Origin of the sequence: Streptomyces sp. DSM 40750, assembly GCF_024612035.1 — a bacterium.
Taxonomy (GTDB): domain Bacteria; phylum Actinomycetota; class Actinomycetes; order Streptomycetales; family Streptomycetaceae; genus Streptomyces.
In genome coordinates, this window is sequence record NZ_CP102513.1 from 6,698,942 (window position 1) to 6,721,798 (window position 22,857).

Sequence of the window (22,857 nt, forward strand, 5' to 3'; positions counted from 1 at the left end):
CCGTTCCGTTCGCCGAGGGAGCGGCCTGAGCCGTTCCGTTCGTCGACGGGGCGGTTCGCTGAGCGGTTCCGTTCGCCGAGGGCGGTCTCGGGCCACGCCGGGCGGTCCTGTCACCAGCTCGTCGGATCGCTTCCGTCCAGCCCGAGCACGGTCCCGTCGGGCGCGCCCGCGCAGACCCGTCCGTCGATGACCACGGGCTCGGGCAGGGCGGCGGTGACCCGGGCCGAGGCCCCGAGCCGCGAGGCCGTCCCTCCACTGAGCCCGCCCTTCCGCGCGCCCACCGCGAGCAGCCGCCCGTCGGACGAGGTGAAGTACACGTGCCGGTCGTCGGCGACCGGTGCAGAAGTCCGCGCCACTTCTGTCTCGGTCCGCCACAGCTGCTTACGGGCGTCCATGTCGACGGCCACCAGTGAACCGCCGAGGCCGCCCAGCAGGTACACGACATCGCCCCGCACGAGCCCGCGCGCCTCCTGGACCGGCAGGGGCAGCACGACCCGAACCGTCGCCTCGGCGTCGGGGTCGTACCGGACCACGGCCACCGTGTCGCCGTACGCGCCCCCGAGCGAGGCGAAGAAGAGGACGCCGCCATGCGACCCCACCGGCTCCAGACTGCCCTCCAGCCGGGCGTCCCACCGCACGTCCCCGGTGTCCGGGTCCACCGCCGTGATCCGCGTCCGCGCCTCCGACCCCTCGCCGGTGACGCTCGCCACGTACGCCAGCGGGTCCCCGTCGAACGACTTGAAGTAGGCCTCCGGCTGCGACGGGATCCGGCCGCTCCACCGCGTGTCGCCGGTGGCGCTGTCCACGCCGGTGACCGTCCCGTCGGCGGCGGTCAGCAGGAGCGTGCCGCCCACGTACCGCTTCCCGCCGTACGCGGCGATGTCCCGCTCCCACCGCACCTCGCCGGAGTGCGGGTCGAGCGCCTGGAGCCGGGTGCCCTCGTCCGTCAGTACGTGCACCAGCTCACCCGACTCGACGGGCGGATCACTCGTGCCCGCCACGCCCACCCCGTCGACGGTGTGCCGCCACAGCACGCTGCCGTCCGCCGGATCCAGCGCGGACACCAGCCCCGGCTGCACGCACAACAACTTCCCCGCCCCGTACGAGCACTGCGGCGCCCCGTTCTTCCTGGCCGCCGGCTTGGTGGCCCAGGGCTTGAGCGCGGGAGCGGCGGCCGCGGCCCCGCTGGCCCGCGGCGTGGCCGTATCACCGCCGGCCCGTACGCCGTCACCCCCCATCACCTGTACGGCCCCGAACCCCGCCCCCGCGACCAACGCCAGCGAGGCGGCGACCAGAACGGCCCGCTGACGCAACCGCTTCCCGGCCGGGCCCCCACGCCCGGAGCCGCCCGGACCACCGGACCCGCCACCGCTGCCGTCTCTATGAACACCTGTGCTCGTGCCCGTGCCCTCGTCGGCAGTATGGGCAACGGGAGCAGCCCAACTGTCCCCTCGCTCCCTGCGTCCCGCCCGTCCCGAGCCCTCCCCTTCTCCTTCCCCCTTCCCCTCCCGCTGGGTCGGTATGAAGGTCTGGGTGTCGTACGAGGCGGCCACGGACCGGAGTTCATGCATCAGCTCGTCCGCCGTGGGCCGGTCCTCGGGCTCCTTGGCGAGGCAGGCGCCGACGAGCGGCGCGAGGTTCGCGGGTACGCCGGTGAGGTCGGGCTCGTCGTGGACGACCTGGTAGGCGACGACGTAAGGGCTGTCGGAGTCGAAGGGCCCGCGCCCGGTGGCCGCGTGCACGGTCACCGACCCGAGGGCGAAGATGTCGGCGGCGGGCCCGACCTCCCGGGGCCGCCTGAACTGCTCGGGGGCCATGAACGGCGGTGTGCCGATCAACTTCCCGGTCTCGGTGCGCAGTTCGCTGTCCTTCGGCCGGGAGATGCCGAAGTCGATGACCTTGGGCCCGTCCTCGGCGAGAAGCACATTGCTGGGCTTGAGATCCCGGTGCACCACACCGGCGCGGTGGATGTCGCGCAGGGCCTCGGCCAGCCCCGCCATCAGCCGCCGCAACTGCCCGGGCGGCATGGGCCCGTTTCGCTTGACGTGCTCGGCGAGGGTCGGACCGGGAATGAAGAGAGTGGCCATCCAAGGTCGGGGGCTGTCGGTGTCGGCATCGACGACCGGCGCGGTGAAGGCACCGCTCACGCGTCGCGCGGCGGCGACCTCCTGCCTGAACCGCCCTCTGAACTCAGGATCCTTGGCGAACTCGGCGTGCACGACTTTCACCGCGAGCCGCAGTCCTGAGGTCGAGGCGGCCAGATGGACGACGCCCATGCCACCGGAACCCAGACACGACTCCAGGCGGTACTGACCGGCGTACTCAGGAAGTTCCGCTTCCGCTCCCGACCCGGTGCCCCGCTGCGGTGCCATGGGTCCACCCCCGTGCTGTTTCGGCCGCTCGCGCGACGCACGGAGCCTAGTCGATGACACGTACGGGACAGAGGCGGCTTGCTAGCCTCTGCGTGCGAAAAACGCACAGGTGTGTGTGTCCTGATTCAGGGGTATCAACGGGTCCCCATGGCTTTCATGGGGATTCAACGGGGTTCAAACGGGGGGAGATCAGCCATGTCTGTCGACCAGGTCGAAGAGATCGCGGGGGACGGCGAGGGGGAGCAGACCGTCAAGGCTTCGGCCGAGGCGACGGCCACGGCCGCGACTGCCGCGACCGCCACGGCGGCCGTTCGCTACTACTCGACCGCCCCGGGCGTCCGTCTCAACGTCCGCAGCGGCCCGAGCACCAGCTATGGCATCGTCCGAGTCCTCTCCGGGGGCTCCAGCGTGCCGATCTTCTGCCAGACGCCGGGCCAGACCATCTCCGGCCCCTACGGCACCACCAACGTCTGGGACAACATCGACGACGGCGAGTACATCTCCGACGCCTACGTCTACACCGGCAGCGACGGCTACGTGGCCCCGCGCTGCGGCTGACACGGAGACGGGCGCGCCGCTGAACATCGCTGCGGTACCGGCACCGGCACCCGGACCGGTACCGCAGCGAAGCCACCCCCGCTCCCAGAGCCATAATCAACCGTGAGCGAGAGACCGAAGGACACCGGGGACGCCCGGGACGTGCAGGGCGTGCGGGATACCCAGGACACCCGGGACGCGCAGAGTTCCCAACGTGCGCAGGGCATCCGGGACGCCCAGGGCACGCAGGACACCCAGAGGGCCCACGCGACCCCCACGGGCCCGCGCCCCGAACCCATCCGCTTCTTCGGGACGAGCTGGCTGAATCACGACGGCAACTACGGGGCCCGCCGCGCGACCGTCTCCGCCGGCTCGCTCGCCGCCGTGCTCGTCTCCTGCCTGGTGCTGCGCCTGGCCTACGAGGGCCTGCAACTGGCCGCGATCGGCGGTTTCGTCGCCATCCTGGTCGTCGTCATGTTCGCCGTCTGTAGCGCCCTGGCCTTCGGCCACACCTGGGGCGCCTTCACCAAACGCCCCGACCCAGCTCGCCAATCCTCCCTCCGAGGCCTCCTCGCCATCGGCTTCCTGGGCTCCCTCACCGCCTACTTCCTCCGCTCCCTACGCGAGGCCCCCGGCGAATCCCTCCACCGCGAGGAATTCACCACGGCCCGAGAGCAGTACGAGCGCCGCACGTCCAAGCGGACGGGCAATCCGGCGAAGCGACGGAGGGGGTAACGGGGGTGGGCCGTCGGCTTCTAACGGGCTGCTCCGGCATGTACGGGCTGCTCCGGCATTTGATGGGCGAGGCCCCAAGCGCTATCGGCGTCCTAGGGCTTGGCGGCGTCCTGGGGGTCGCCGGGGCCCTACGAGTTGGCGAGGCCCTATGGATCGGCGGGTTCCCCTGGACCGCCGGGCTTGAGGGGCGCCGGGCCTGAGGGTCGGCGAGGTCCTGACGATCGGGGCCACGACGATTGGTGTGCCACACGACAGGCGGGGCCCAAAGGTTGCGGCGTGCCGCAAAGGCCGACCGACGTGCCCCAAGAACGGCGGGCGCCCCACAGCCCCCAGACGGGGCCCGGGGCGGAGCCCCGAAAGGGGCGCGGGGAACTGAGCGACCAGCCCCCACCCACCCGCTGTCGCCATACCACCGCACCCCCCGAACTCTCCCGCGCGCGGGGTCGAAGGGGCGGCAGCCCCTGGGGGTGGGAACGGGTAAGGGCGGCGGGGGCGAACCCCTCCCCAACACCACCCCACCACGCGACGATGTCCCCCATGACCACCCCCCGCCGCCCTCACCCCTCCCACACCACCCGAGCCCACTCCTTCAACACCGCCGCAGCCCAATACGCAGCGAGCCGCCCCTCCTACCCACCCACCCTCTTCGACACCATCGAATCCCTCACCCCCCGCCCCCTCCCCGGAGCAAGAGCCGTAGACGTAGGCGCCGGCACCGGCATATCCACCACCCTCCTCCACACCCGCGGCGCCCACGTCCTCGCCGTGGAACCCGGCGCCGGCATGGCCGCCCAGTTCCGCCGCACCCACCCCCACATCCCCCTCATCCGCGGCGACGGCAACGCCCTCCCCGTAGCCACCGCCTCCACCGACTTCCTGACCTACGCCCAGTCCTGGCACTGGACCGACCCCACCCGCTCGGTCCCGGAGGCTCTCCGCGTGCTCCGCCCCGGCGGCTCACTCGCCCTCTGGTGGAACACCGACGCAGTCGACATCCCCTGGATCGCCGACGCCACCACCCGCATCCACCGCTTCCTCGGCGTCGACCCCGACACCCCGATCGAGAAGAGCGGCTCCGGTGCCCCCGCCGCCCTCGCCGACACCGCCGGCCGCCTGGACTTCACCCGCCGCCAGATCCGCTGGAGCCGCGAGGTCTCCCTCGACACCCACCTGGCCAACATCGCCAGCCACTCGGCGTTCCTGGTCCTCGGCGAAGAGGCCACCACCGAGTTCTTCACCGAGGAACGAGCCCACCTCCGCAAGCTCTTCCCCACCGAAACCATCGAAGAGACCTACGACGTAGACCTACTACTGGCCATCCGCCCCTGAGCCGCACCCTCGTCAAGCAGACCCTCCTCAGGCCCACCCTCCTGAATCCCGACCCCTTGAGGGCGACCCACGTGAGACCGGCCTCCCTCATCGCCCTCTCCCGGGCATCTCCCCGCACCCGTGCCTCTTTCCACGCCCGAGCCCGAGTCCCCCTCCTCGCCCTTCCCCTTCCCCTCCTGATCCACAAGCCACGCCGCCGCCCAAGCCTCCATAGCCGCCGCACACGCGTGATCCACATGTCGCAACCCGCTCAACTCCAGCCGCACACCCCGCTCTCGAGGCACCCCTTCCAACGCGTCCAGCAATGTCGGCAATCGCAAGAACGTCGCGTTCCCGACCACCCGCACGACAACCCCCGCATCCCCCCGGTCCTCGGTCTCCACATGCACATGGCTGATGTCCCACGCGGTCTTGGCCACGGCCAACGCGAGCCCCACGAGCACACCCTCGAACAGATTCCAGGCCACGATCGCCAAGGCGGTCGCCCCCAGCACCACCATCTCCCCGCGATCCCGCCCCCGCCACAAGGCCCCCAACTCCTGTACGGGCACGAGCTTGCACCCCGCGTGCACCAGCAGCCCGGCGAGCGCCGCGACGGGAATCACCCCGAGCACCCCGGGCAGCAGGGCCGCGAACACCAGCAACCACATCCCGTGCAGCACCCGCGAGGCCTTGGTCCGCGCCCCCGCCCGCACATTCGCCGCACTCCGCACGATCACCGCGGTCATCGGCAACGCCCCGAGCGCCCCACACACCACGTTCCCGACCCCCTGGGCGACCAACTCCCGGTCGTAGTCGGTCCGCGGCCCGTCATGCAGCTGATCCACGGCCGCCGCACTGAACAACGACTCGGCCGAGGCGATCAGCGCGAAGGCGAGAACGGTCCCGACCACCCCCACCTCCGCGAGTAACCCCAGATCATCGACCGACGGCACCCGCACGGCCTCCAGCAGCCCCCGCACCTCGACCCGCCGCACCCCCAGGTCGAACACCCAGGTCACCAGTGCCGCACCCCCGACAGCCACCAACGGCGCGGGCACGAAACGCACCCCCCACCGCCACCGCGGCCACACCACCAGTACGACAACGGTGGCGCCCCCGACCGCGAGCGCCACGGGATCGACGGCACCGGGCAACGCCCCGAGCCCCACCAGCTTGCCGATCCCTCCACCACCGGGCGCGGCCACATCCCCCAGGGCGTACACCTGCCCCGCCACCAGCACCAGCCCGATCCCGGCGAGCATCCCCTGCACCACAGCCACCGACACGGCCCGGAACCATCGCCCCAGCCGCAACGCCCCCAACCCGAGCTGCACCACCCCGGCTCCGACCACCAGCACACCCAGCGCCTGTACCCCGTACTCCCGCACGGCCTCGTACACCAGCACGGTCAGCCCGGCCGCCGGCCCACTCACCTGCAGGCTGCTCCCGGGCAACACGCCGACAACCAGCCCGCCGACGATCCCGGTGACCAGCCCCAACTCCGCAGGCACCCCCGAAGCCACCGCAACCCCGACACACAACGGCAACGCCACAAGAAACACCACGACCGAGGCCGCCAACTCCCCCCGCCACAACGAGCCCTCGGGCACCCGAAACCGAAACCCAGGACGAGGGCGGGGGTGGGGGCGGGGGCGAAACCGAGTCCGAGCCCGGGGTCGAAAGGGAGACCGGGATCGAAATGGACTTGAGCCATTACGCATGAGAGACACACCTCCGGCAGCCGGCGATCGACAGGGGTGCCCGACAGAAGATGCGCAGTCCCGAGCCTGGGGACGAACCCGACGGTGATCACCAAGAACTCACAACGGGAGACACATCACCCGGGCGACATCGCGCGGCCCGCGACGCCGACCACGCTCCGCAACCAATTGTCACCCAAAGCGAGCAACGTCCACACCCCCTTCCCGCGATCACCGCCCCGCAGCAGAAGCGCACACCCCGGAATCCCCTCCTCCGATCACTCCCGCCGAGCGCCCGCGCCCCTCTCTACTCCCACCGCGCCGCGCCACACCTCCGCCCACCCGAACCCCGCAGCAGGAGCAGGCGGAACCTCGCAACCAGGCGCAACGACCCCACCCCGCCCCAGCCCTTGACGCCTCCAACCCACCCCGAGCATTATTCATCACATGATGAATTACTCTTCGAAGGAGCCCCTACCCCAACCCCCCACCTCCGGCGGCTCCCCTTCCGTCCCCGCCATCCGCGCCCAGGACCTCACCGTCACCCGAGGCCCCCGCACGGTCCTACGCGACCTCGACTTCGCCGTCCCCCAGGGCCAGATCACCGGCCTCCTCGGCCCCTCCGGCTGCGGCAAATCCACCCTGATGCGCGCGATCGTCGGCACCCAGGCCAAGGTCACCGGCACCCTGAACGTCCTCGGCCACCCCGCAGGCGACGCCACCCTCCGCTCCCGTATCGGCTACGTCACCCAGGCCCCCTCCGTCTACGCCGACCTCACGGTCCGCCAGAACCTCGCCTACTTCGCCGCGATCCTCGACCCCGGCCGCGCCGCCGCCGACCGCCGCCACGAGAACGTCACCCGGGCCATCGCCGATGTGGACCTCACCACCCACGCCGACGCCCTCGCCGGCAACCTCTCCGGCGGCCAACGCAGCCGCGTCTCCCTGGCCGTGGCCCTCCTCGGCACCCCCGAACTCCTGGTCCTCGACGAACCCACCGTCGGCCTGGACCCCGTCCTCCGCCGCGAACTCTGGAACCTCTTCCACACCATCGCCGCCGAGCGCCGGGCGACCCTGCTGATCTCCTCCCACGTCATGGACGAGGCCGAGCGCTGCCACCGCCTCCTCCTCATGCGCGAGGGCGAGATCCTCGCCGACGACACCCCCGAGGCCCTCCGTACCCGCACCCACTCGGAAACAGTCGAAGCGGCCTTCCTCCGCCTGGTCGACGAGGCCACCGCGACCACGGCTGCCCCCGGGACCGAGGCACATCAGAAGGAGCCGACACGATGACCACGACGAAGAACGCCGACACGAAGACGAGGACGACCGCGTCCACCGCCTCCAGGGGCCCTCGCCCCAGGGCACTCAACTACTCCCGTACGACAGCCACAGCCGCCCGAGTCCTCCGCCAACTCGGCCACGACCCCCGCACGATCGCGCTGCTCATCCTCATCCCGTGCGTGATGCTGTTCCTGCTCCGCTACGTCTTCGACGGCAGCCCACGCGTCTTCGACTCCATCGGCGCCTCACTCCTCGGCATCTTCCCGCTGATCACGATGTTCCTGGTGACCTCGATCGCGACCCTGCGCGAACGCACCTCCGGCACCCTGGAACGCCTCCTCTCCATGCCCCTCGGCAAGGGAGACCTCATCGCCGGCTACGCCCTGGCCTTCGGCACCCTGGCGATCATCCAGTCCGCCCTCGCCACGGGTCTGGCCGTCTGGTTCCTCGACCTGGACGTCACCGGCTCCCCCTGGCTCCTGCTGATCGTCGCCCTCCTCGACGCCCTGCTGGGCACCGCCCTCGGCCTCTTCGTCTCGGCCTTCGCCTCCTCCGAGTTCCAGGCAGTCCAGTTCATGCCGGCCGTGATCTTCCCGCAACTCCTCCTCTGCGGCCTCTTCACCCCCCGACCCGACATGCACCCCGCCCTGGAAGCCATCTCCAACGTCCTCCCCATGTCCTACGCCGTCGACGGCATGAACGAAGTCCTCCTTCACACCGACATGACCACCCACTTCGTACGAGACATCGCCGTCGTCGCGAGCTGCGCCCTCCTGGTCCTGACCGTGGGAGCGGCAACCCTGAGGCGCCGAACGACGTAGTCCCCCGCTGTCCCCAACTGCGGGCCGTCGTGTCGCCAGGGGCGGCACGGGCAGGTGCAGCGGCACCCTGCAAGCCGACAAGCTCCGCCCCGGCCAGCCACAGCCACCGGGCAACAGCTCACCGAACGTCCCGCCCACCGGACACCCCAGCCGAACCCCCACGCCCAGTGCGAGGATGACCCCAGGACGACGCACCCCGGAGGGCACCCGCACCATGACCCAGAAAGTCGCAGTCCTCGGCACCGGCAAGATCGGCGAGGCCCTGCTCAGCGGCATGATCCGAGCCGGCTGGGCGCCCACCGACCTCCTGGTCACCGCCCGCCGCCCCGAACGCGCCGAAGAGCTCCGCACCCGCTACGGCGTCACCCCGGTCACCAACGCCGAGGCCGCGAAGACCGCCGACACGCTGATCCTGACGGTCAAGCCCCAGGACATGGCCACCCTCCTCGACGAACTCGCCCCGCACACCCCCGCCGACCGCCTGGTCGTCAGCGGCGCGGCGGGCATCCCCACCTCCTTCTTCGAGGAGCGCCTGGCCGCAGGCACCCCCGTCGTCCGTGTCATGACGAACACCCCCGCTCTCGTCGACGAGGCCATGTCCGTCATCTCCGCCGGCAGCCACGCGAGCGAGGCCGATCTCGCGCACGCCGAGGAGATCTTCGGCGCCGTCGGCAAGACCCTCCGCGTCCCCGAGTCCCAGCAGGACGCCTGCACCGCCCTCTCCGGCTCGGGCCCGGCGTACTTCTTCTACCTGGTCGAAGCCATGACCGACGCGGGCATCCTCCTCGGCCTGCCCCGCGACAAGGCCCACGACCTCATCGTCCAGTCCGCCATCGGCGCGGCCACGATGCTCCGCGACAGCGGCGAACACCCCGTCAAACTCCGCGAGAACGTCACCTCTCCCGCCGGCACGACGATCAGCGCCATCCGCGAACTCGAGAACCACGGAGTACGCGCCGCACTGATCGCCGCGCTGGAGGCAGCCCGCGACCGCAGCCGCGCACTGGCCTCCGGCAACAACAGCTGACGTCGCCCGCGGTCAACCGGCCAGAAGACCGATCGCCCGATACGCCTCATCCACCCTCGGTCGAGCCATCCTTCTGGCCTTCTCCGCACCCAACCGCAGCACCCCCTCCACATACCCAGGATCCGCGCACAACTTCTTGTGCCTCTCCTGTACGGGCTTGAGGAGCTCGACCACGGCCTCTGCGGTGTCCTTCTTCAGTGCTCCGTACGATTCATATACACCGCTCAGGTCCTCGGGGTTCCCACCCTCACACGCAGCCAGGATCTCCAGCAGATTCGCGAGCCCCGGCCGCTCCTCCCGGTCGTAGACGACATCCCGCCCACTGTCGGTCACGGCCCGCATGACCTTCTTCCGCACCACATCCGGCTCGTCCAGCAGATAGACGATCCCCGGACCGACGTCGTCCGTCTTGCCCATCTTCGAAGTCGGCTCCTGCAGGTTCATCACCCGGGCACCCACCTTCGGCGAGGTGGCTCGCGGCACCACGAACGTCTGCCCGTACCGCTGGTTGAACCGCACCACCAGATCCCGCGTCAGCTCCACATGCTGCGTCTGGTCGTCACCGACCGGCACCTCATCGGTCCCGTACGCCAGGATGTCCGCCGCCATCAGCACGGGATACGTCAGCAACGACAGCCGAACACTCCCACCCCGCTCCCGCTCCCGCGCCGCCTTCTCCTTGTACTGGATCATCCGCCGCATCTCGCCGTCCGTGGCCACACACTCCAGCAGATACGACAACCGCGCGTGCTCATCCACCTGACTCTGTACGAAGACGGTGCACAGCTCCGGATCCAGCCCCGACGCCAGCAACAACGTCGCCGCCTGCCGAGTGAGCCTGCGCACCCGCGCCGGATCGTGATCCAGGGTCAGCGCGTGCAGATCCACGACGCAGAACAGGGCGTCCGTACGGTGCTGGTCGACCTCGGCCCACTGCCGTACGGCTCCCAGGTAGTTCCCGAGCGTCAGATGCCCCGTCGGCTTGATCCCGCTGAAGACCCGTGTCATCTCTCCACCTCCTGGTCAGGACCGCCGCCACCGGCCGACCGACCCTCAGGAGGGAGATACGAGAACGGCCGCCGGGGAGGCGGCCGTCGAGTGCATACGTGAGCACGGCCGCCGTCAGGCGGCCCACCACTGCTGGTGACACGTACGCGTAGTCATGGGGGTCAGGCTATGCCTCAGGGGGACCAGCCGACAGCGAGTTGACACACCCTGAGCCGGTACGTAGTGTTCTCCGGGTTGTCCGACGTGAGCGCCGATCTAGGTCGGTCCCCGGACAGCCATTTCGCAGTAACCACCAACAATCGGCGATCCGTCGTCGTGCCATTGGCATGCGTATTTGCGAAATGAGGAATCCACGTTCGAAAGGACGCGGCCCCCGATTAGCTCGGGAGCCGGGAATCCGCTAAAGTCTCACTCGTCGGAACGGCGCAACAGCCGCGAAGGCAACTCCCGCTGACTGGGAATCAGGCCCGAAAGGATCTGATAGAGTCGGAACCGCCGGAAAGGGAAACGCGGAAGCGGAAACCTGGAAAGCACCGAGGAAATCGGATCGGAAAACGATCTGATAGAGTCGGAAACGCAAGACCGAAGGGAAGCGCCCGGAGGAAAGCCTGAGGATAACTTGGGTGAGTACAAAGGAAGCGTCCGTTCCTTGAGAACTCAACAGCGTGCCAAAAATCAACGCCAGATATGTTGATACCCCGTTCCCGGCCATTCGGTTGGGGCGAGGTTCCTTTGAAATAAACACAGCGAGGACGCTGTGAACGGCCGGGCTTATTCCGCCTGGCTGTTCCGCTCTCGTGATGTGTGCACCCGATTACGGGTAAACATTCACGGAGAGTTTGATCCTGGCTCAGGACGAACGCTGGCGGCGTGCTTAACACATGCAAGTCGAACGATGAACCACTTCGGTGGGGATTAGTGGCGAACGGGTGAGTAACACGTGGGCAATCTGCCCTTCACTCTGGGACAAGCCCTGGAAACGGGGTCTAATACCGGATACAACACTCTCGGGCATCCGATGAGTGTGGAAAGCTCCGGCGGTGAAGGATGAGCCCGCGGCCTATCAGCTTGTTGGTGAGGTAATGGCTCACCAAGGCGACGACGGGTAGCCGGCCTGAGAGGGCGACCGGCCACACTGGGACTGAGACACGGCCCAGACTCCTACGGGAGGCAGCAGTGGGGAATATTGCACAATGGGCGAAAGCCTGATGCAGCGACGCCGCGTGAGGGATGACGGCCTTCGGGTTGTAAACCTCTTTCAGCAGGGAAGAAGCGAAAGTGACGGTACCTGCAGAAGAAGCGCCGGCTAACTACGTGCCAGCAGCCGCGGTAATACGTAGGGCGCGAGCGTTGTCCGGAATTATTGGGCGTAAAGAGCTCGTAGGCGGTCTGTCGCGTCGGATGTGAAAGCCCGGGGCTTAACCCCGGGTCTGCATTCGATACGGGCAGACTAGAGTGTGGTAGGGGAGATCGGAATTCCTGGTGTAGCGGTGAAATGCGCAGATATCAGGAGGAACACCGGTGGCGAAGGCGGATCTCTGGGCCATTACTGACGCTGAGGAGCGAAAGCGTGGGGAGCGAACAGGATTAGATACCCTGGTAGTCCACGCCGTAAACGGTGGGAACTAGGTGTTGGCGACATTCCACGTCGTCGGTGCCGCAGCTAACGCATTAAGTTCCCCGCCTGGGGAGTACGGCCGCAAGGCTAAAACTCAAAGGAATTGACGGGGGCCCGCACAAGCAGCGGAGCATGTGGCTTAATTCGACGCAACGCGAAGAACCTTACCAAGGCTTGACATACACCGGAAACGGCCAGAGATGGTCGCCCCCTTGTGGTCGGTGTACAGGTGGTGCATGGCTGTCGTCAGCTCGTGTCGTGAGATGTTGGGTTAAGTCCCGCAACGAGCGCAACCCTTGTTCTGTGTTGCCAGCATGCCCTTCGGGGTGATGGGGACTCACAGGAGACTGCCGGGGTCAACTCGGAGGAAGGTGGGGACGACGTCAAGTCATCATGCCCCTTATGTCTTGGGCTGCACACGTGCTACAATGGCAGGTACAATGAGCTGCGAAGCCGTGAGGCGGAGCGAATCTCAAAAAGCCTGTCTCAGTTCGGATTGGGGTCTGCAACTCGACCCCATGAAGTCGGAGTTGCTAGTAATCGCAGATCAGCAGTGCTGCGGTGAATACGTTCCCGGGCCTTGTACACACCGCCCGTCACGTCACGAAAGTCGGTAACACCCGAAGCCGGTGGCCCAACCCGTAAGGGAGGGAGCTGTCGAAGGTGGGACTGGCGATTGGGACGAAGTCGTAACAAGGTAGCCGTACCGGAAGGTGCGGCTGGATCACCTCCTTTCTAAGGAGCATCTAGATCTCGCAAGGGATCCAGAGCCACTACGCAGGCAAATGTTCTGCGGTGGTCAGCTCATGGGTGGAACGTTGATTATTCGGCTGGTTTCCGGGTCGGGGGCTGTGAGTACTGCTCGTGAGAGTGTGGAAAGCATGATCTTCGGGTGGGAGCTGGTCGGGCACGCTGTTGGGTGTCTGAGGGAATGAACCCCTCAGTTGCCGGCCCCAGTGCACTCGAACCGGTTGGTTCGGGGTGATGGGTGGTTGGTCGTTGTTTGAGAACTGCACAGTGGACGCGAGCATCTGTGGCCAAGTTTTTAAGGGCGCACGGTGGATGCCTTGGCACCAGGAACCGATGAAGGACGTGGGAGGCCACGATAGGCCCCGGGGAGTCGTCAACCAGGCTTTGATCCGGGGGTGTCCGAATGGGGAAACCCGGCAGTCGTCATGGGCTGTCACCCTTGCCTGAACACATAGGGCAAGTGGAGGGAACGCGGGGAAGTGAAACATCTCAGTACCCGCAGGAAGAGAAAACAACCGTGATTCCGGGAGTAGTGGCGAGCGAAACCGGATGAGGCCAAACCGTATGCGTGTGAGACCCGGCAGGGGTTGCGTATACGGGGTTGTGGGATCTCTCTTTCACAGTCTGCCGGCTGTGAGGCGAGTCAGAAACCGTACAGGTAGGCGAAGGACATGCGAAAGGTCCGGCGTAGAGGGTAAGACCCCCGTAGCTGAAATCTGTACGGCTCGTTTGAGAGACACCCAAGTAGCACGGGGCCCGAGAAATCCCGTGTGAATCTGGCGGGACCACCCGCTAAGCCTAAATATTCCCTGGTGACCGATAGCGGATAGTACCGTGAGGGAATGGTGAAAAGTACCGCGGGAGCGGAGTGAAATAGTACCTGAAACCGTGTGCCTACAAGCCGTGGGAGCGTCGCGTTGAGTACTTGTACTCAACGTCGTGACTGCGTGCCTTTTGAAGAATGAGCCTGCGAGTTTGCGGTGTGTTGCGAGGTTAACCCGGGTGGGGTAGCCGTAGCGAAAGCGAGTCCGAACAGGGCGTTTGAGTAGCACGCTCAAGACCCGAAGCGGAGTGATCTAGCCATGGGCAGGTTGAAGCGGAGGTAAGACTTCGTGGAGGACCGAACCCACCAGGGTTGAAAACCTGGGGGATGACCTGTGGTTAGGGGTGAAAGGCCAATCAAACTCCGTGATAGCTGGTTCTCCCCGAAATGCATTTAGGTGCAGCGTCGTGTGTTTCTTGCCGGAGGTAGAGCACTGGATAGGCGATGGGCCCTACCGGGTTACTGACCTTAGCCAAACTCCGAATGCCGGTAAGTGAGAGCGCGGCAGTGAGACTGTGGGGGATAAGCTCCATGGTCGAGAGGGAAACAGCCCAGAGCATCGACTAAGGCCCCTAAGCGTACGCTAAGTGGGAAAGGATGTGGAGTCGCACAGACAACCAGGAGGTTGGCTTAGAAGCAGCCACCCTTGAAAGAGTGCGTAATAGCTCACTGGTCTAGTGATTCCGCGCCGACAATGTAGCGGGGCTCAAGCGTACCGCCGAAGTCGTGTCATTCCAGCATGTAGGGCCAACGCCCGCTGGGATGGGTAGGGGAGCGTCGTCTGCCGGGTGAAGCAGCCGCGGAAGCGAGTTGTGGACGGTTGACGAGTGAGAATGCAGGCATGAGTAGCGATACACACGTGAGAAACGTGTGCGCCGATTGACCAAGGGTTCCTGGGTCAAGCTGATCTGCCCAGGGTAAGTCGGGACCTAAGGCGAGGCCGACAGGCGTAGTCGATGGATAACCGGTTGATATTCCGGTACCCGCTGTGAAGCGTCAAACATCGAACCCATTAATGCTAAGGCCGTGAAGCCGTTCCGGACCCTTCGGGGAAAGGAAAGTGGTGGAGCCGCTGATCCAAGGTGGTAGTAGGTGAGTGATGGGGTGACGCAGGAAGGTAGTCCATCCCGGGCGGTGGTTGTCCCGGGGTAAGGGTGTAGGACGGTGTGTAGGTAAATCCGCATGCCATGTGTCTGAGACCTGATGCCGAGCCGATTGTGGTGAAGTGGATGATCCTATGCTGTCGAGAAAAGCCTCTAGCGAGTTTTATGGCGGCCCGTACCCTAAACCGACTCAGGTGGTCAGGTAGAGAATACCGAGGCGTTCGGGTGAACTATGGTTAAGGAACTCGGCAAAATGCCCCCGTAACTTCGGGAGAAGGGGGGCCATCACTGGTGAGGGAACTTGCTTCCTGAGCTGGGGGTGGCCGCAGAGACCAGCGAGAAGCGACTGTTTACTAAAAACACAGGTCCGTGCGAAGCCGTAAGGCGATGTATACGGACTGACGCCTGCCCGGTGCTGGAACGTTAAGGGGACCGGTTAGTCACTCTTCGGGGTGGCGAAGCTGAGAACTTAAGCGCCAGTAAACGGCGGTGGTAACTATAACCATCCTAAGGTAGCGAAATTCCTTGTCGGGTAAGTTCCGACCTGCACGAATGGCGTAACGACTTCTCGACTGTCTCAACCATAGGCCCGGTGAAATTGCACTACGAGTAAAGATGCTCGTTTCGCGCAGCAGGACGGAAAGACCCCGGGACCTTTACTACAGTTTGATATTGGTGTTCGGTTCGGCTTGTGTAGGATAGCTGGGAGACTGTGAAGCTTGGACGCCAGTTCAGGTGGAGTCGTCGTTGAAATACCAGTCTGGTCGTGCTGGATGTCTAACCTGGGTCCGTGATCCGGATCAGGGACAGTGTCTGATGGGTAGTTTAACTGGGGCGGTTGCCTCCTAAAGAGTAACGGAGGCGCCCAAAGGTTCCCTCAGCCTGGTTGGCAATCAGGTGGTGAGTGTAAGTGCACAAGGGAGCTTGACTGTGAGACCGACGGGTCGAGCAGGGACGAAAGTCGGGACTAGTGATCCGGCGGTGGCTTGTGGAAGCGCCGTCGCTCAACGGATAAAAGGTACCCCGGGGATAACAGGCTGATCTTCCCCAAGAGTCCATATCGACGGGATGGTTTGGCACCTCGATGTCGGCTCGTCGCATCCTGGGGCTGGAGTCGGTCCCAAGGGTTGGGCTGTTCGCCCATTAAAGCGGTACGCGAGCTGGGTTTAGAACGTCGTGAGACAGTTCGGTCCCTATCCGCTGCGCGCGCAGGAATATTGAGAAGGGCTGTCCCTAGTACGAGAGGACCGGGACGGACGAACCTCTGGTGTGCCAGTTGTCCTGCCAAGGGCATGGCTGGTTGGCTACGTTCGGGAGGGATAACCGCTGAAAGCATCTAAGCGGGAAGCCTGCTTCGAGATGAGTATTCCCACCCACTTGATGGGTTAAGGCTCCCAGTAGACGACTGGGTTGATAGGCCAGATATGGAAGCCCTGTAAGGGGTGGAGTTGACTGGTACTAATAGGCCGAGGGCTTGTCCTCAGTTGCTCGCGTCCACTGTGTTGGTTCTGAAACCACGAACAACCCCACGTCTCCACGGAGCGTGGTGCGGTTGATTGTTTCATAGTGTTTCGGTGGTCATAGCGTGAGGGAAACGCCCGGTTACATTCCGAACCCGGAAGCTAAGCCTTACAGCGCCGATGGTACTGCAGGGGGGACCCTGTGGGAGAGTAGGACGCCGCCGAACAAATATTACGGAAAGGCCCACACCTCACGGTGTGGGCCTTTCTGCGTTTCCGGTCTGCGTTTAGGGTCGAGCCATGCGCTATGACCTTGTGATCTTCGACAATGACGGTGTTCTCGTCGACAGTGAGTCGATCTCCAACCGGCTGTTGGCCGCCTATCTCACCGAGTTGGGGTATCCGACCTCGTACGAGGACTCCATTCGTGACTACATGGGGTCAGCGATGCATCGGGTCCACGAGCTCGTGCTGGAGCGAACGGGCCGGCCGTTGCCGACGGACTTCGATGATGTCTTCCATGGGCGGGTCTTCGCCGCGTTCGAGCGGGAGTTGGAACCTGTTCCCGGTGTGGTCGGGGCGCTGGAGAAGCTGGTCGCGGACGAGGTGCCGTACTGCGTGGCCTCGTCCGGGAGCCATGAGCGGATCAGGGTGGGACATCGGACGACCGGGCTCGACCGGTGGTTCGGCGCCGGACTCGTCTTCAGCGCGCAGGACGTGGGGCGGGGGAAGCCGGAGCCGGATCTGTTCCTGTACGCGGCCGAGCGGATGGGTGTGGCTCCGGAGCGGTGTGTGGTCGTCGAGGACAGTCCCGCCGGGGTGCGGGCCGGTGTGGCGGCCGGGATGGATGTGTACGGGTTCACGGCGATGACGCCCGCCGAGAAGCTCGCCGGCGCCAGGGGGTATTTCTCGGACATGGGGGAGTTGCTGGACCTGCTTAGTTGAGCAGTATTCAACTTCCTCTACCCACGGGTAGGTCATGGCCCCTAATGTGCCGCCATGACAGATGTGCTGCGGCGCGGTAGGGCCGCGTTGGCGTTCAGCTTCTTCGCTCAGGGTGTCGCCTTCGCGCTGCTCGTGACGCGGATTCCGGCCATTCAGGACCGGTACGGGGTCTCCGACGCGCTGTTGCCCGCTTTCCTCGCCGCCGTACCGATCCTCGCCGGGGTCGGCAGTGTCTGCACCGAGCACCTCGTGAAGAAGGTGCCGCCGAGCCTGGTGCTGAGGTGGTCCCAGCCCGTCGTGCTCCTGGCGCTGCTCGGTGTGGGGGCCGGCGAGCACATGGCCGTGCTCGGTGGCTCGTTGGCGGCCTTCGGGCTGGCGGTCGGGGCGCTCGACGCGTCGATGAACATGCTCGGGGTGAGCCTGCAGCGGTCGTACGGGCGGAGCATCATGCTCGGCTTCCACGCCGTGTACAGCCTGGGTGGGATAGCCGGGGCCTCGCTGGCGTGGGTGGGGGCGCACTGGGAGCTGCCGCTGCTGGTGTCGTATCTGCCGGTGGTGGTCGTGCTCCTGCCGGCCGTGCTGGTCGGGAGCCGGTGGTACGTCGACGCGGGGTCCGCCGAGCAGGAGAAGGAGGACGCCGTCGTCGCGGGGGCGGGTGGGTCCGTCGCCTTCGCGATGCTGCTGCCGCTCTGTCTGGTGATGTGCTTCGCGTACATCGGGGACTCGACGGTCTCCAACTGGAGTGCGAAGTATCTGCAGGATGTGCTGGGGAGCAGTGAGCAACTGGCGACCGTGCCGTACAACGTCTATATGGTCACCACGTTGATCGGGCGGTCCCTCGGGGACTTCGGGGTGCGGAAGTTCGGGGCCGCGGCTGTCGTCCGGGCGGGGGCTCTGGTGGCGGCGGTCGGGTTCGCGGTGGTGGCGGGCGCGCCGGGGGCCTGGGTGGGGATGCTCGGGTTCACGCTGCTGGGGCTCGGACTGTGTGTGCTGGTGCCGCAGACGTTCGCGGCGGCGGGGCGGCTTTTCCCGGGGGCTTCGGATGCGGCCGTCGCTCGGCTGAATATCTTCAACTATGTCGGGTTTTTGATCGGGTCTCCGTTGGTCGGGGCCTTGGGTGACCTCTGGAGCTACCGCGGGGCGATGCTCGTGCCGATGGTGTTGGTGCTGGTGACGTTGGTGTACGCCCGGTCGTTCGAGACCGAACCGGACCGATACGGTGGCGGGCATGAGCGGCCGCGCACAGCTGATGTGGGACGAGGCAGTAACGGGCTATGACTTCGGCCCGGACCATCCGATGGATCCGGTCCGGCTGGCGTTGACCCGGAGTCTGGTGAGTGCCTTCGGGCTCGACGGGGAGATGGACGTCGTCTCGGCGAAGCCCGCCGGGGAGTCGACACTGCGGCTCGTGCATCGCGAGGACTATGTGGCGGCGGTCAAGGCCGCGTCCGTGGATCCTGCGGGTGCGGACGGTTCTTACGGGCTGGGGACCGTGGATGATCCGGCCTTCGCCGGGATGCATGAGGTTTCTGCTCTGATCGCCGGGCAGTCGGTGGGGGCGGCTGAGGCCGTGTGGCGGGGGGACGCGCTGCACGCGGTGAACTTCGCGGGTGGGCTGCACCATGCGATGCCCGGCGGTGCGTCGGGGTTCTGTATCTACAACGATGCGTCGATCGCGATTGCCCGGTTGCTTGAGCTGGGGGCGGAGCGGGTCGCTTATGTCGATGTCGATGTGCATCACGGGGATGGGGTGCAGGCCGCCTTCTGGGAGGACCCACGGGTTCTGACGATCTCGCTGCATGAGCATCCTCGGACGTTGTTTCCGCAGACCGGGTGGCCCGAGGAGACGGGGGCCTCGTCGAGTGCGGAGGGGTCGGCCGTGAATGTGGCGTTGCCGGCGGGGACCGGGGACGCCGGGTGGTTGCGGGCGTTTCATGCGGTGGTGCCCGAGGTGCTTGCCGAGTTCCGGCCGCAGGTGCTGGTGACCCAGCATGGGGCCGATACGCACTTCGAGGATCCGTTGGCTCATCTGGCGGTGTCGTTGGATGCGCAGCGGGCGGTGCAGATGGCTCTCCATGAGCTGGCGCATGAGCACGCTGACGGGCGGTGGGTCGCGCTCGGTGGGGGTGGGTACGCGGTGGTGGATGTGGTGCCGCGGTCGTGGACGCATCTGGTGGGGATCGCGGCGGGGCGGGAGATCGCGCCGGAGAGTGCGATTCCTGAGGAGTGGCGGCAGCGGGTGTTTGCTCGTACGCGGCAGTTGGCGCCGGTGCGGATGACTGATGGGCGGTGGCCTGTGGCCTGGGCGGACTGGGAGTCCGGGTACGACCCCGCGGATCGGTTGGATCAGGCGGTGTTGGCTGCGCGGAAGGCTGTGTTTCCGTTGCGGGGGTTGTTGCCGTAGGGGTTTCCTCGCCTCCGCCCGTTCCTCCCCGACTCTCGGCTTCGCTCGAGCGGGGAGACCCCCCGTCCAAGGGCGCAGCTGCCGCGCCGCTGAAGACCGGGGCGCGTCCGCGTTAGGCCAACTGTGTGGTGCGCCCACGGGTTTTGACACGTGGGGTCGGGTCGGTGCGTCAGCATCGGGGAGTGTTGAGTGCTGGGGCTCTGCGGGAGCACCTGGTGGCTACTGGGCTCGCTGGGCGGGTTGCCACCTCTCGGGAGGTGAGTCTGCGGAGTTATCGGCTGTTCGCGGCTCGGGATCCTCGGGTTTTGATTGGAATTGATCCGGAATTGGCTTGGGGGCAGCGTGATGTGCTCGGGTTGATGGCGGAGAGATGTGGGGTTTCGGCCGATCCTGGATGTACATCCGGGCAGGATGAGATTGATCCCGAGCGGACGATGCGGGCGCTGGACCGGTTCGCCGAGCGGGTCGGGGCGGTAGCTCAGCGTGGTGGAGCGGTGCTCTTCGGAACCGGGCATCCGCATCGGCTGATCGGCTTCTACGGCGCGTTGGCGGACGCGATGTCGGCGGCGGGGTGTGAGGTTCTCACCCCTGCGACGGGTAGACGTGTCGACATAACGACCCGGTTCGGTCTACGCACGTACAACCTTGACTACGCACGCGGCGTCGCCCTCGTACGCGAGGCGACCGCGTTGCGCCCTGGTTGTGCGACCGGCGTGCACACGCATTCTCCGCTGCCGGTTCGGACGGTTCTGGCGGCCGCGGCGGAGAGCGGCGGGCCGCTCCCGGAACTCGTGGTGGGGGACCACGGCTGGGTCTGCGGAGCAGGTCAGCTGGGGTTCGAGGCGATCGGGCTGGCCGATACGGACGATCCGGCGCCCTTCGTGGGGGAGGCGGAGGGGCGGGTGTCCGCCGTCGTTCCACTTGATGACGGTGTGCGGTCTGATTACTACCGACCGCTGACCCGCTACGTACTCAATCGGGCGTGTCTGTCACAGTAGGGCGCCGATGGCATCCCCTCTTCCCCACTCGCATCACCCGCCCCTACATTGGGGAGTGAGCACGCAACGACGAAGAGTCACCGGAAGGGGAAGCCGGTGGCCGTCGAGTGCGGAAGGTTCAGGTGTGTCATGGCTGCAGCTGGCGAGAGGCCTCTGAACGAGGTCGCGTTCCTGACCGTGGCGGAAGTCGCCTCGGTGATGCGAGTGTCGAAGATGACCGTGTACCGATTGGTGCACAGCGGTCATCTGCCGGCGATCCGGGTGGGCAGGTCCTTCCGGGTGCCGGAGCAAGCGGTTCACGAGTACCTCCGCGAGAGCTATGTGGGGGTGGAGACGGCCTGACGGCCATCGGGGCCGAGGGGCTCCCGGGGGTCCTGCGGGACGTCCGGGAAACCCCGGCTCCGCCTCGATTACGACCTCAGCGCTCGGACGGGTAGGCTGGCCCCTCGTAGGTCGTATGGGCCCATGGCGCCCAAACACCGAGTGATGAGAAGTGAGCGAGGGTAGTCGTGGGCTCTGTTATCAAGAAGCGGCGCAAGCGGATGGCTAAGAAGAAGCACCGCAAGCTGCTCAAGCGCACCCGCGTTCAGCGTCGCAACAAGAAGTAAGGCGGTCCGGCCCCGGAATTGGGGTCCTGGCCGGCCCCCGACGCGTACGGGGGCCGTACGCCTTGCTTTCTTGCGCGAGCGCTGTTGAGAGCGCGTTGCTGTGACCCCCCACCGAAATGCGGTGGGGGGTCACAGTGTTTTTGCCGGTCATTGACGGAGTCGCAGTCATCACAGCGCAACATCGACCCGCTAACGTGGCCGCACACGGGGAACGCGGCAGAGTGGCGAGCAGAGTTGTGCCAATGTGAGCCGACGTCTGGAAGGAAGGCGCTGATCTTGGGGAAGGTCGTGCTCGTGACCGGGGTGGCCCGTCAGCTGGGGGGCCGGTTCGTACGACGGATCCAGCGTGACCCGCAGGTCGACCGGGTCATCGCGGTGGACGCGGTGCCGCCGGGGCATCACCTGGGCGGCGCGGACTTCGTGCAGGCCGACATCCGCCAGCCCGCCATAGCCCGTGTGCTGGCCGAGCACAACGTGGACACCGTGGTGCACATGGACGTCACGGGCACCCCGCTGGGCAGCGGCGGCCGGGCCACGCTGAAGGAGACCAACGTCATCGGCACCATGCAGCTGCTCGGTGCCTGCCAGAAGTCCCCGTCGATCAAGCGGCTGGTCGTGAAGTCCAGTACGAACGTGTACGGGTCCGCGCCGCGTGACCCGGCCGTGTTCACCGAGACCATGCCGCCCAAGTCGCTGCCCAGCGGCGGCTTCGCCAAGGACACCGTCGAGGTCGAGGGGTACGTCCGCGGATTCGCCCGGCGGCGGCCCGATGTGGCCGTGTGCGTGCTGCGGTTCGCGAACATCCTCGGGCCGAGCGCCGATTCGCCGCTCGCCTCGTACTTCTCGCTGCCGGTGCTGCCGACCGTGCTGGGCTACGACCCGCGGCTGCAGTTCGTGCACGAGGACGATGTCATCGAGGTGCTGCGGATCGCCTCCCACGACCCGGCGCGCTCCACGCTCAACAGCGGCACGTTCAACATCGCCGGTGACGGCGTCCTGCTGCTCTCGCAGTGCGCGCGGCGCCTGGGCCGGCCGACCGTGCCGCTGCTGATGCCGGCCGTCAGCTGGGTCGGCTCGATGGTCCGTACGCTGGGTGTCACGGACTTCTCGCCGGAGCAGCTGCGGCTGCTGACCCACGGGCGGGTCGTGTCCACGAACCAGATGCGCGAGACGCTGGGCTACCGGGCCAAGTACACGACAGCGGAGACCTTCGCGGACTTCGCGCGCAGCCGGGGGCCGGGGCTCCTGCCTCCGGAAGCCCTCGCTGGGGCCATCGACCGGCTCGCCGCACTGCCCGTGCCCGCACTGGGCGGTGGCCACCCCCCGACGCAGAGCGCCAACTGAGGAGCGCAT

16 protein-coding genes and 3 rRNA genes are annotated in these 22,857 nt (G+C 66.5%); 16 read left to right on the plus strand and 3 right to left on the minus strand.

Annotated elements, in window-relative coordinates:
- Window positions 1-110: 110 nt before the first annotated feature.
- Window positions 111-2,372 (minus strand): serine/threonine-protein kinase, encoded by a 2,262-nt coding sequence (locus JIX55_RS29840; RefSeq protein ID WP_257566344.1) that lies wholly within the window; start codon window positions 2,370-2,372, stop codon window positions 111-113.
- 195 nt (window positions 2,373-2,567) lie between these two features.
- On the opposite strand from JIX55_RS29840, the gene JIX55_RS29845 reads away from it, so the two are divergent.
- The 3 genes from JIX55_RS29845 to JIX55_RS29855 all read left to right on the plus strand — a co-directional run bounded on the left by JIX55_RS29845 (window position 2,568) and on the right by JIX55_RS29855 (window position 4,973).
- A complete protein-coding gene (locus tag JIX55_RS29845) occupies window positions 2,568-2,930 on the plus strand; it encodes an SH3 domain-containing protein (protein WP_257566345.1) in 363 nt (120 codons plus the stop codon).
- Between the two features lie 204 nt (window positions 2,931-3,134).
- Window positions 3,135-3,644, plus strand: a complete 510-nt coding sequence (locus tag JIX55_RS29850; protein ID WP_257569521.1) for an EamA/RhaT family transporter — start codon at window positions 3,135-3,137, stop codon at window positions 3,642-3,644.
- 537 nt (window positions 3,645-4,181) lie between these two features.
- The gene (locus JIX55_RS29855; protein WP_257566346.1) at window positions 4,182-4,973 is read left to right on the plus strand and encodes a class I SAM-dependent methyltransferase; all 792 of its coding nucleotides are present in this window, start codon (window positions 4,182-4,184) and stop codon (window positions 4,971-4,973) included.
- Here the strand turns inward: JIX55_RS29855 and JIX55_RS29860 are convergent.
- Window positions 4,937-6,535 carry a SulP family inorganic anion transporter gene (locus JIX55_RS29860; protein WP_257566347.1) on the minus strand — a complete coding sequence of 533 codons (1,599 nt, stop codon included), beginning with the start codon at window positions 6,533-6,535 and terminating at the stop codon, window positions 4,937-4,939. The two genes, JIX55_RS29855 and JIX55_RS29860, sit on opposite strands and share 37 nt — an antisense overlap.
- A 567-nt stretch (window positions 6,536-7,102) precedes the next feature.
- On the opposite strand from JIX55_RS29860, the gene JIX55_RS29865 reads away from it, so the two are divergent.
- From JIX55_RS29865 to proC, 3 genes are all read left to right on the plus strand, one after another.
- Window positions 7,103-7,948: an ABC transporter ATP-binding protein gene (locus tag JIX55_RS29865; RefSeq protein WP_257566348.1), complete on the plus strand. Its 846-nt coding sequence runs from the start codon at window positions 7,103-7,105 to the stop codon at window positions 7,946-7,948.
- A complete protein-coding gene (locus tag JIX55_RS29870) occupies window positions 7,945-8,760 on the plus strand; it encodes an ABC transporter permease (RefSeq protein WP_257566349.1) in 816 nt (271 codons plus the stop codon). The genes JIX55_RS29865 and JIX55_RS29870 overlap by 4 nt, the downstream gene beginning before the upstream one ends.
- 214 nt (window positions 8,761-8,974) lie before the next feature.
- Window positions 8,975-9,787, plus strand: a complete 813-nt coding sequence (gene proC, locus JIX55_RS29875) for a pyrroline-5-carboxylate reductase (RefSeq protein WP_257542136.1) — start codon at window positions 8,975-8,977, stop codon at window positions 9,785-9,787.
- A gap of 12 nt (window positions 9,788-9,799) precedes the next feature.
- On the opposite strand, the gene trpS is transcribed toward proC, so the two are convergent.
- Entirely contained in the window at window positions 9,800-10,795 is a 996-nt protein-coding gene (trpS, locus tag JIX55_RS29880; RefSeq protein WP_257566350.1) for a tryptophan--tRNA ligase, read from the minus strand.
- An 827-nt stretch (window positions 10,796-11,622) separates the two neighbouring features.
- Here trpS and JIX55_RS29885 point away from each other — a divergent pair.
- The 10 genes from JIX55_RS29885 (at window position 11,623) to JIX55_RS29930 (ending at window position 22,848) form a co-directional block, all read left to right on the plus strand.
- Window positions 11,623-13,148: ribosomal RNA gene (locus JIX55_RS29885) — 16S ribosomal RNA — on the plus strand.
- Between the two features lie 300 nt (window positions 13,149-13,448).
- Window positions 13,449-16,571: ribosomal RNA gene (locus JIX55_RS29890) — 23S ribosomal RNA — on the plus strand.
- An 88-nt stretch (window positions 16,572-16,659) separates the two neighbouring features.
- Window positions 16,660-16,776 (plus strand): 5S ribosomal RNA (gene rrf / locus JIX55_RS29895).
- The 16S, 23S and 5S rRNA genes sit together here, the layout of an rRNA operon.
- A 73-nt stretch (window positions 16,777-16,849) precedes the next feature.
- Window positions 16,850-17,494 carry an HAD family hydrolase gene (locus JIX55_RS29900; protein WP_257566351.1) on the plus strand — a complete coding sequence of 215 codons (645 nt, stop codon included), beginning with the start codon at window positions 16,850-16,852 and terminating at the stop codon, window positions 17,492-17,494.
- A 54-nt stretch (window positions 17,495-17,548) separates the two neighbouring features.
- Complete coding sequence (locus JIX55_RS29905) at window positions 17,549-18,772, plus strand: MFS transporter (protein ID WP_257566352.1); 1,224 nt, start codon at window positions 17,549-17,551, stop codon at window positions 18,770-18,772.
- Window positions 18,723-19,898, plus strand: a complete 1,176-nt coding sequence (locus tag JIX55_RS29910; protein WP_257566353.1) for an acetoin utilization protein AcuC — start codon at window positions 18,723-18,725, stop codon at window positions 19,896-19,898. The genes JIX55_RS29905 and JIX55_RS29910 overlap by 50 nt, the downstream gene beginning before the upstream one ends.
- A gap of 182 nt (window positions 19,899-20,080) precedes the next feature.
- A complete protein-coding gene (locus JIX55_RS29915; protein WP_257566354.1) occupies window positions 20,081-20,896 on the plus strand; it encodes a phosphatase in 816 nt (271 codons plus the stop codon).
- Window positions 20,897-21,025: 129 nt separating this feature from the next.
- On the plus strand, window positions 21,026-21,238 hold the full coding sequence (locus tag JIX55_RS29920) for a helix-turn-helix domain-containing protein (protein WP_257542125.1): 213 nt from the start codon (window positions 21,026-21,028) through the stop codon (window positions 21,236-21,238).
- Between the two features lie 167 nt (window positions 21,239-21,405).
- On the plus strand, window positions 21,406-21,504 hold the full coding sequence (locus JIX55_RS29925; RefSeq protein WP_003948845.1) for a 30S ribosomal protein bS22: 99 nt from the start codon (window positions 21,406-21,408) through the stop codon (window positions 21,502-21,504).
- Between the two features lie 276 nt (window positions 21,505-21,780).
- Window positions 21,781-22,848, plus strand: a complete 1,068-nt coding sequence (locus JIX55_RS29930; protein ID WP_257566355.1) for an NAD-dependent epimerase/dehydratase family protein — start codon at window positions 21,781-21,783, stop codon at window positions 22,846-22,848.
- Window positions 22,849-22,857: the final 9 nt, after the last annotated feature.

Coding starts and splice junctions, on each gene's coding strand:
- JIX55_RS29840 (WP_257566344.1), bottom strand. CDS start 2,372: ATGGCACCGCAGCGGGGCACCGGGTCGGGAGCGGAAGCGGAACTTCCT.
- JIX55_RS29845 (WP_257566345.1), top strand. CDS start 2,568: ATGTCTGTCGACCAGGTCGAAGAGATCGCGGGGGACGGCGAGGGGGAG.
- JIX55_RS29855 (WP_257566346.1), top strand. CDS start 4,182: ATGACCACCCCCCGCCGCCCTCACCCCTCCCACACCACCCGAGCCCAC.
- JIX55_RS29865 (WP_257566348.1), top strand. CDS start 7,103: ATGATGAATTACTCTTCGAAGGAGCCCCTACCCCAACCCCCCACCTCC.
- JIX55_RS29870 (WP_257566349.1), top strand. CDS start 7,945: ATGACCACGACGAAGAACGCCGACACGAAGACGAGGACGACCGCGTCC.
- proC (WP_257542136.1), top strand. CDS start 8,975: ATGACCCAGAAAGTCGCAGTCCTCGGCACCGGCAAGATCGGCGAGGCC.
- trpS (WP_257566350.1), bottom strand. CDS start 10,795: ATGACACGGGTCTTCAGCGGGATCAAGCCGACGGGGCATCTGACGCTC.
- JIX55_RS29900 (WP_257566351.1), top strand. CDS start 16,850: ATGCGCTATGACCTTGTGATCTTCGACAATGACGGTGTTCTCGTCGAC.
- JIX55_RS29905 (WP_257566352.1), top strand. CDS start 17,549: ATGACAGATGTGCTGCGGCGCGGTAGGGCCGCGTTGGCGTTCAGCTTC.
- JIX55_RS29910 (WP_257566353.1), top strand. CDS start 18,723: ATGAGCGGCCGCGCACAGCTGATGTGGGACGAGGCAGTAACGGGCTAT.
- JIX55_RS29920 (WP_257542125.1), top strand. CDS start 21,026: ATGGCTGCAGCTGGCGAGAGGCCTCTGAACGAGGTCGCGTTCCTGACC.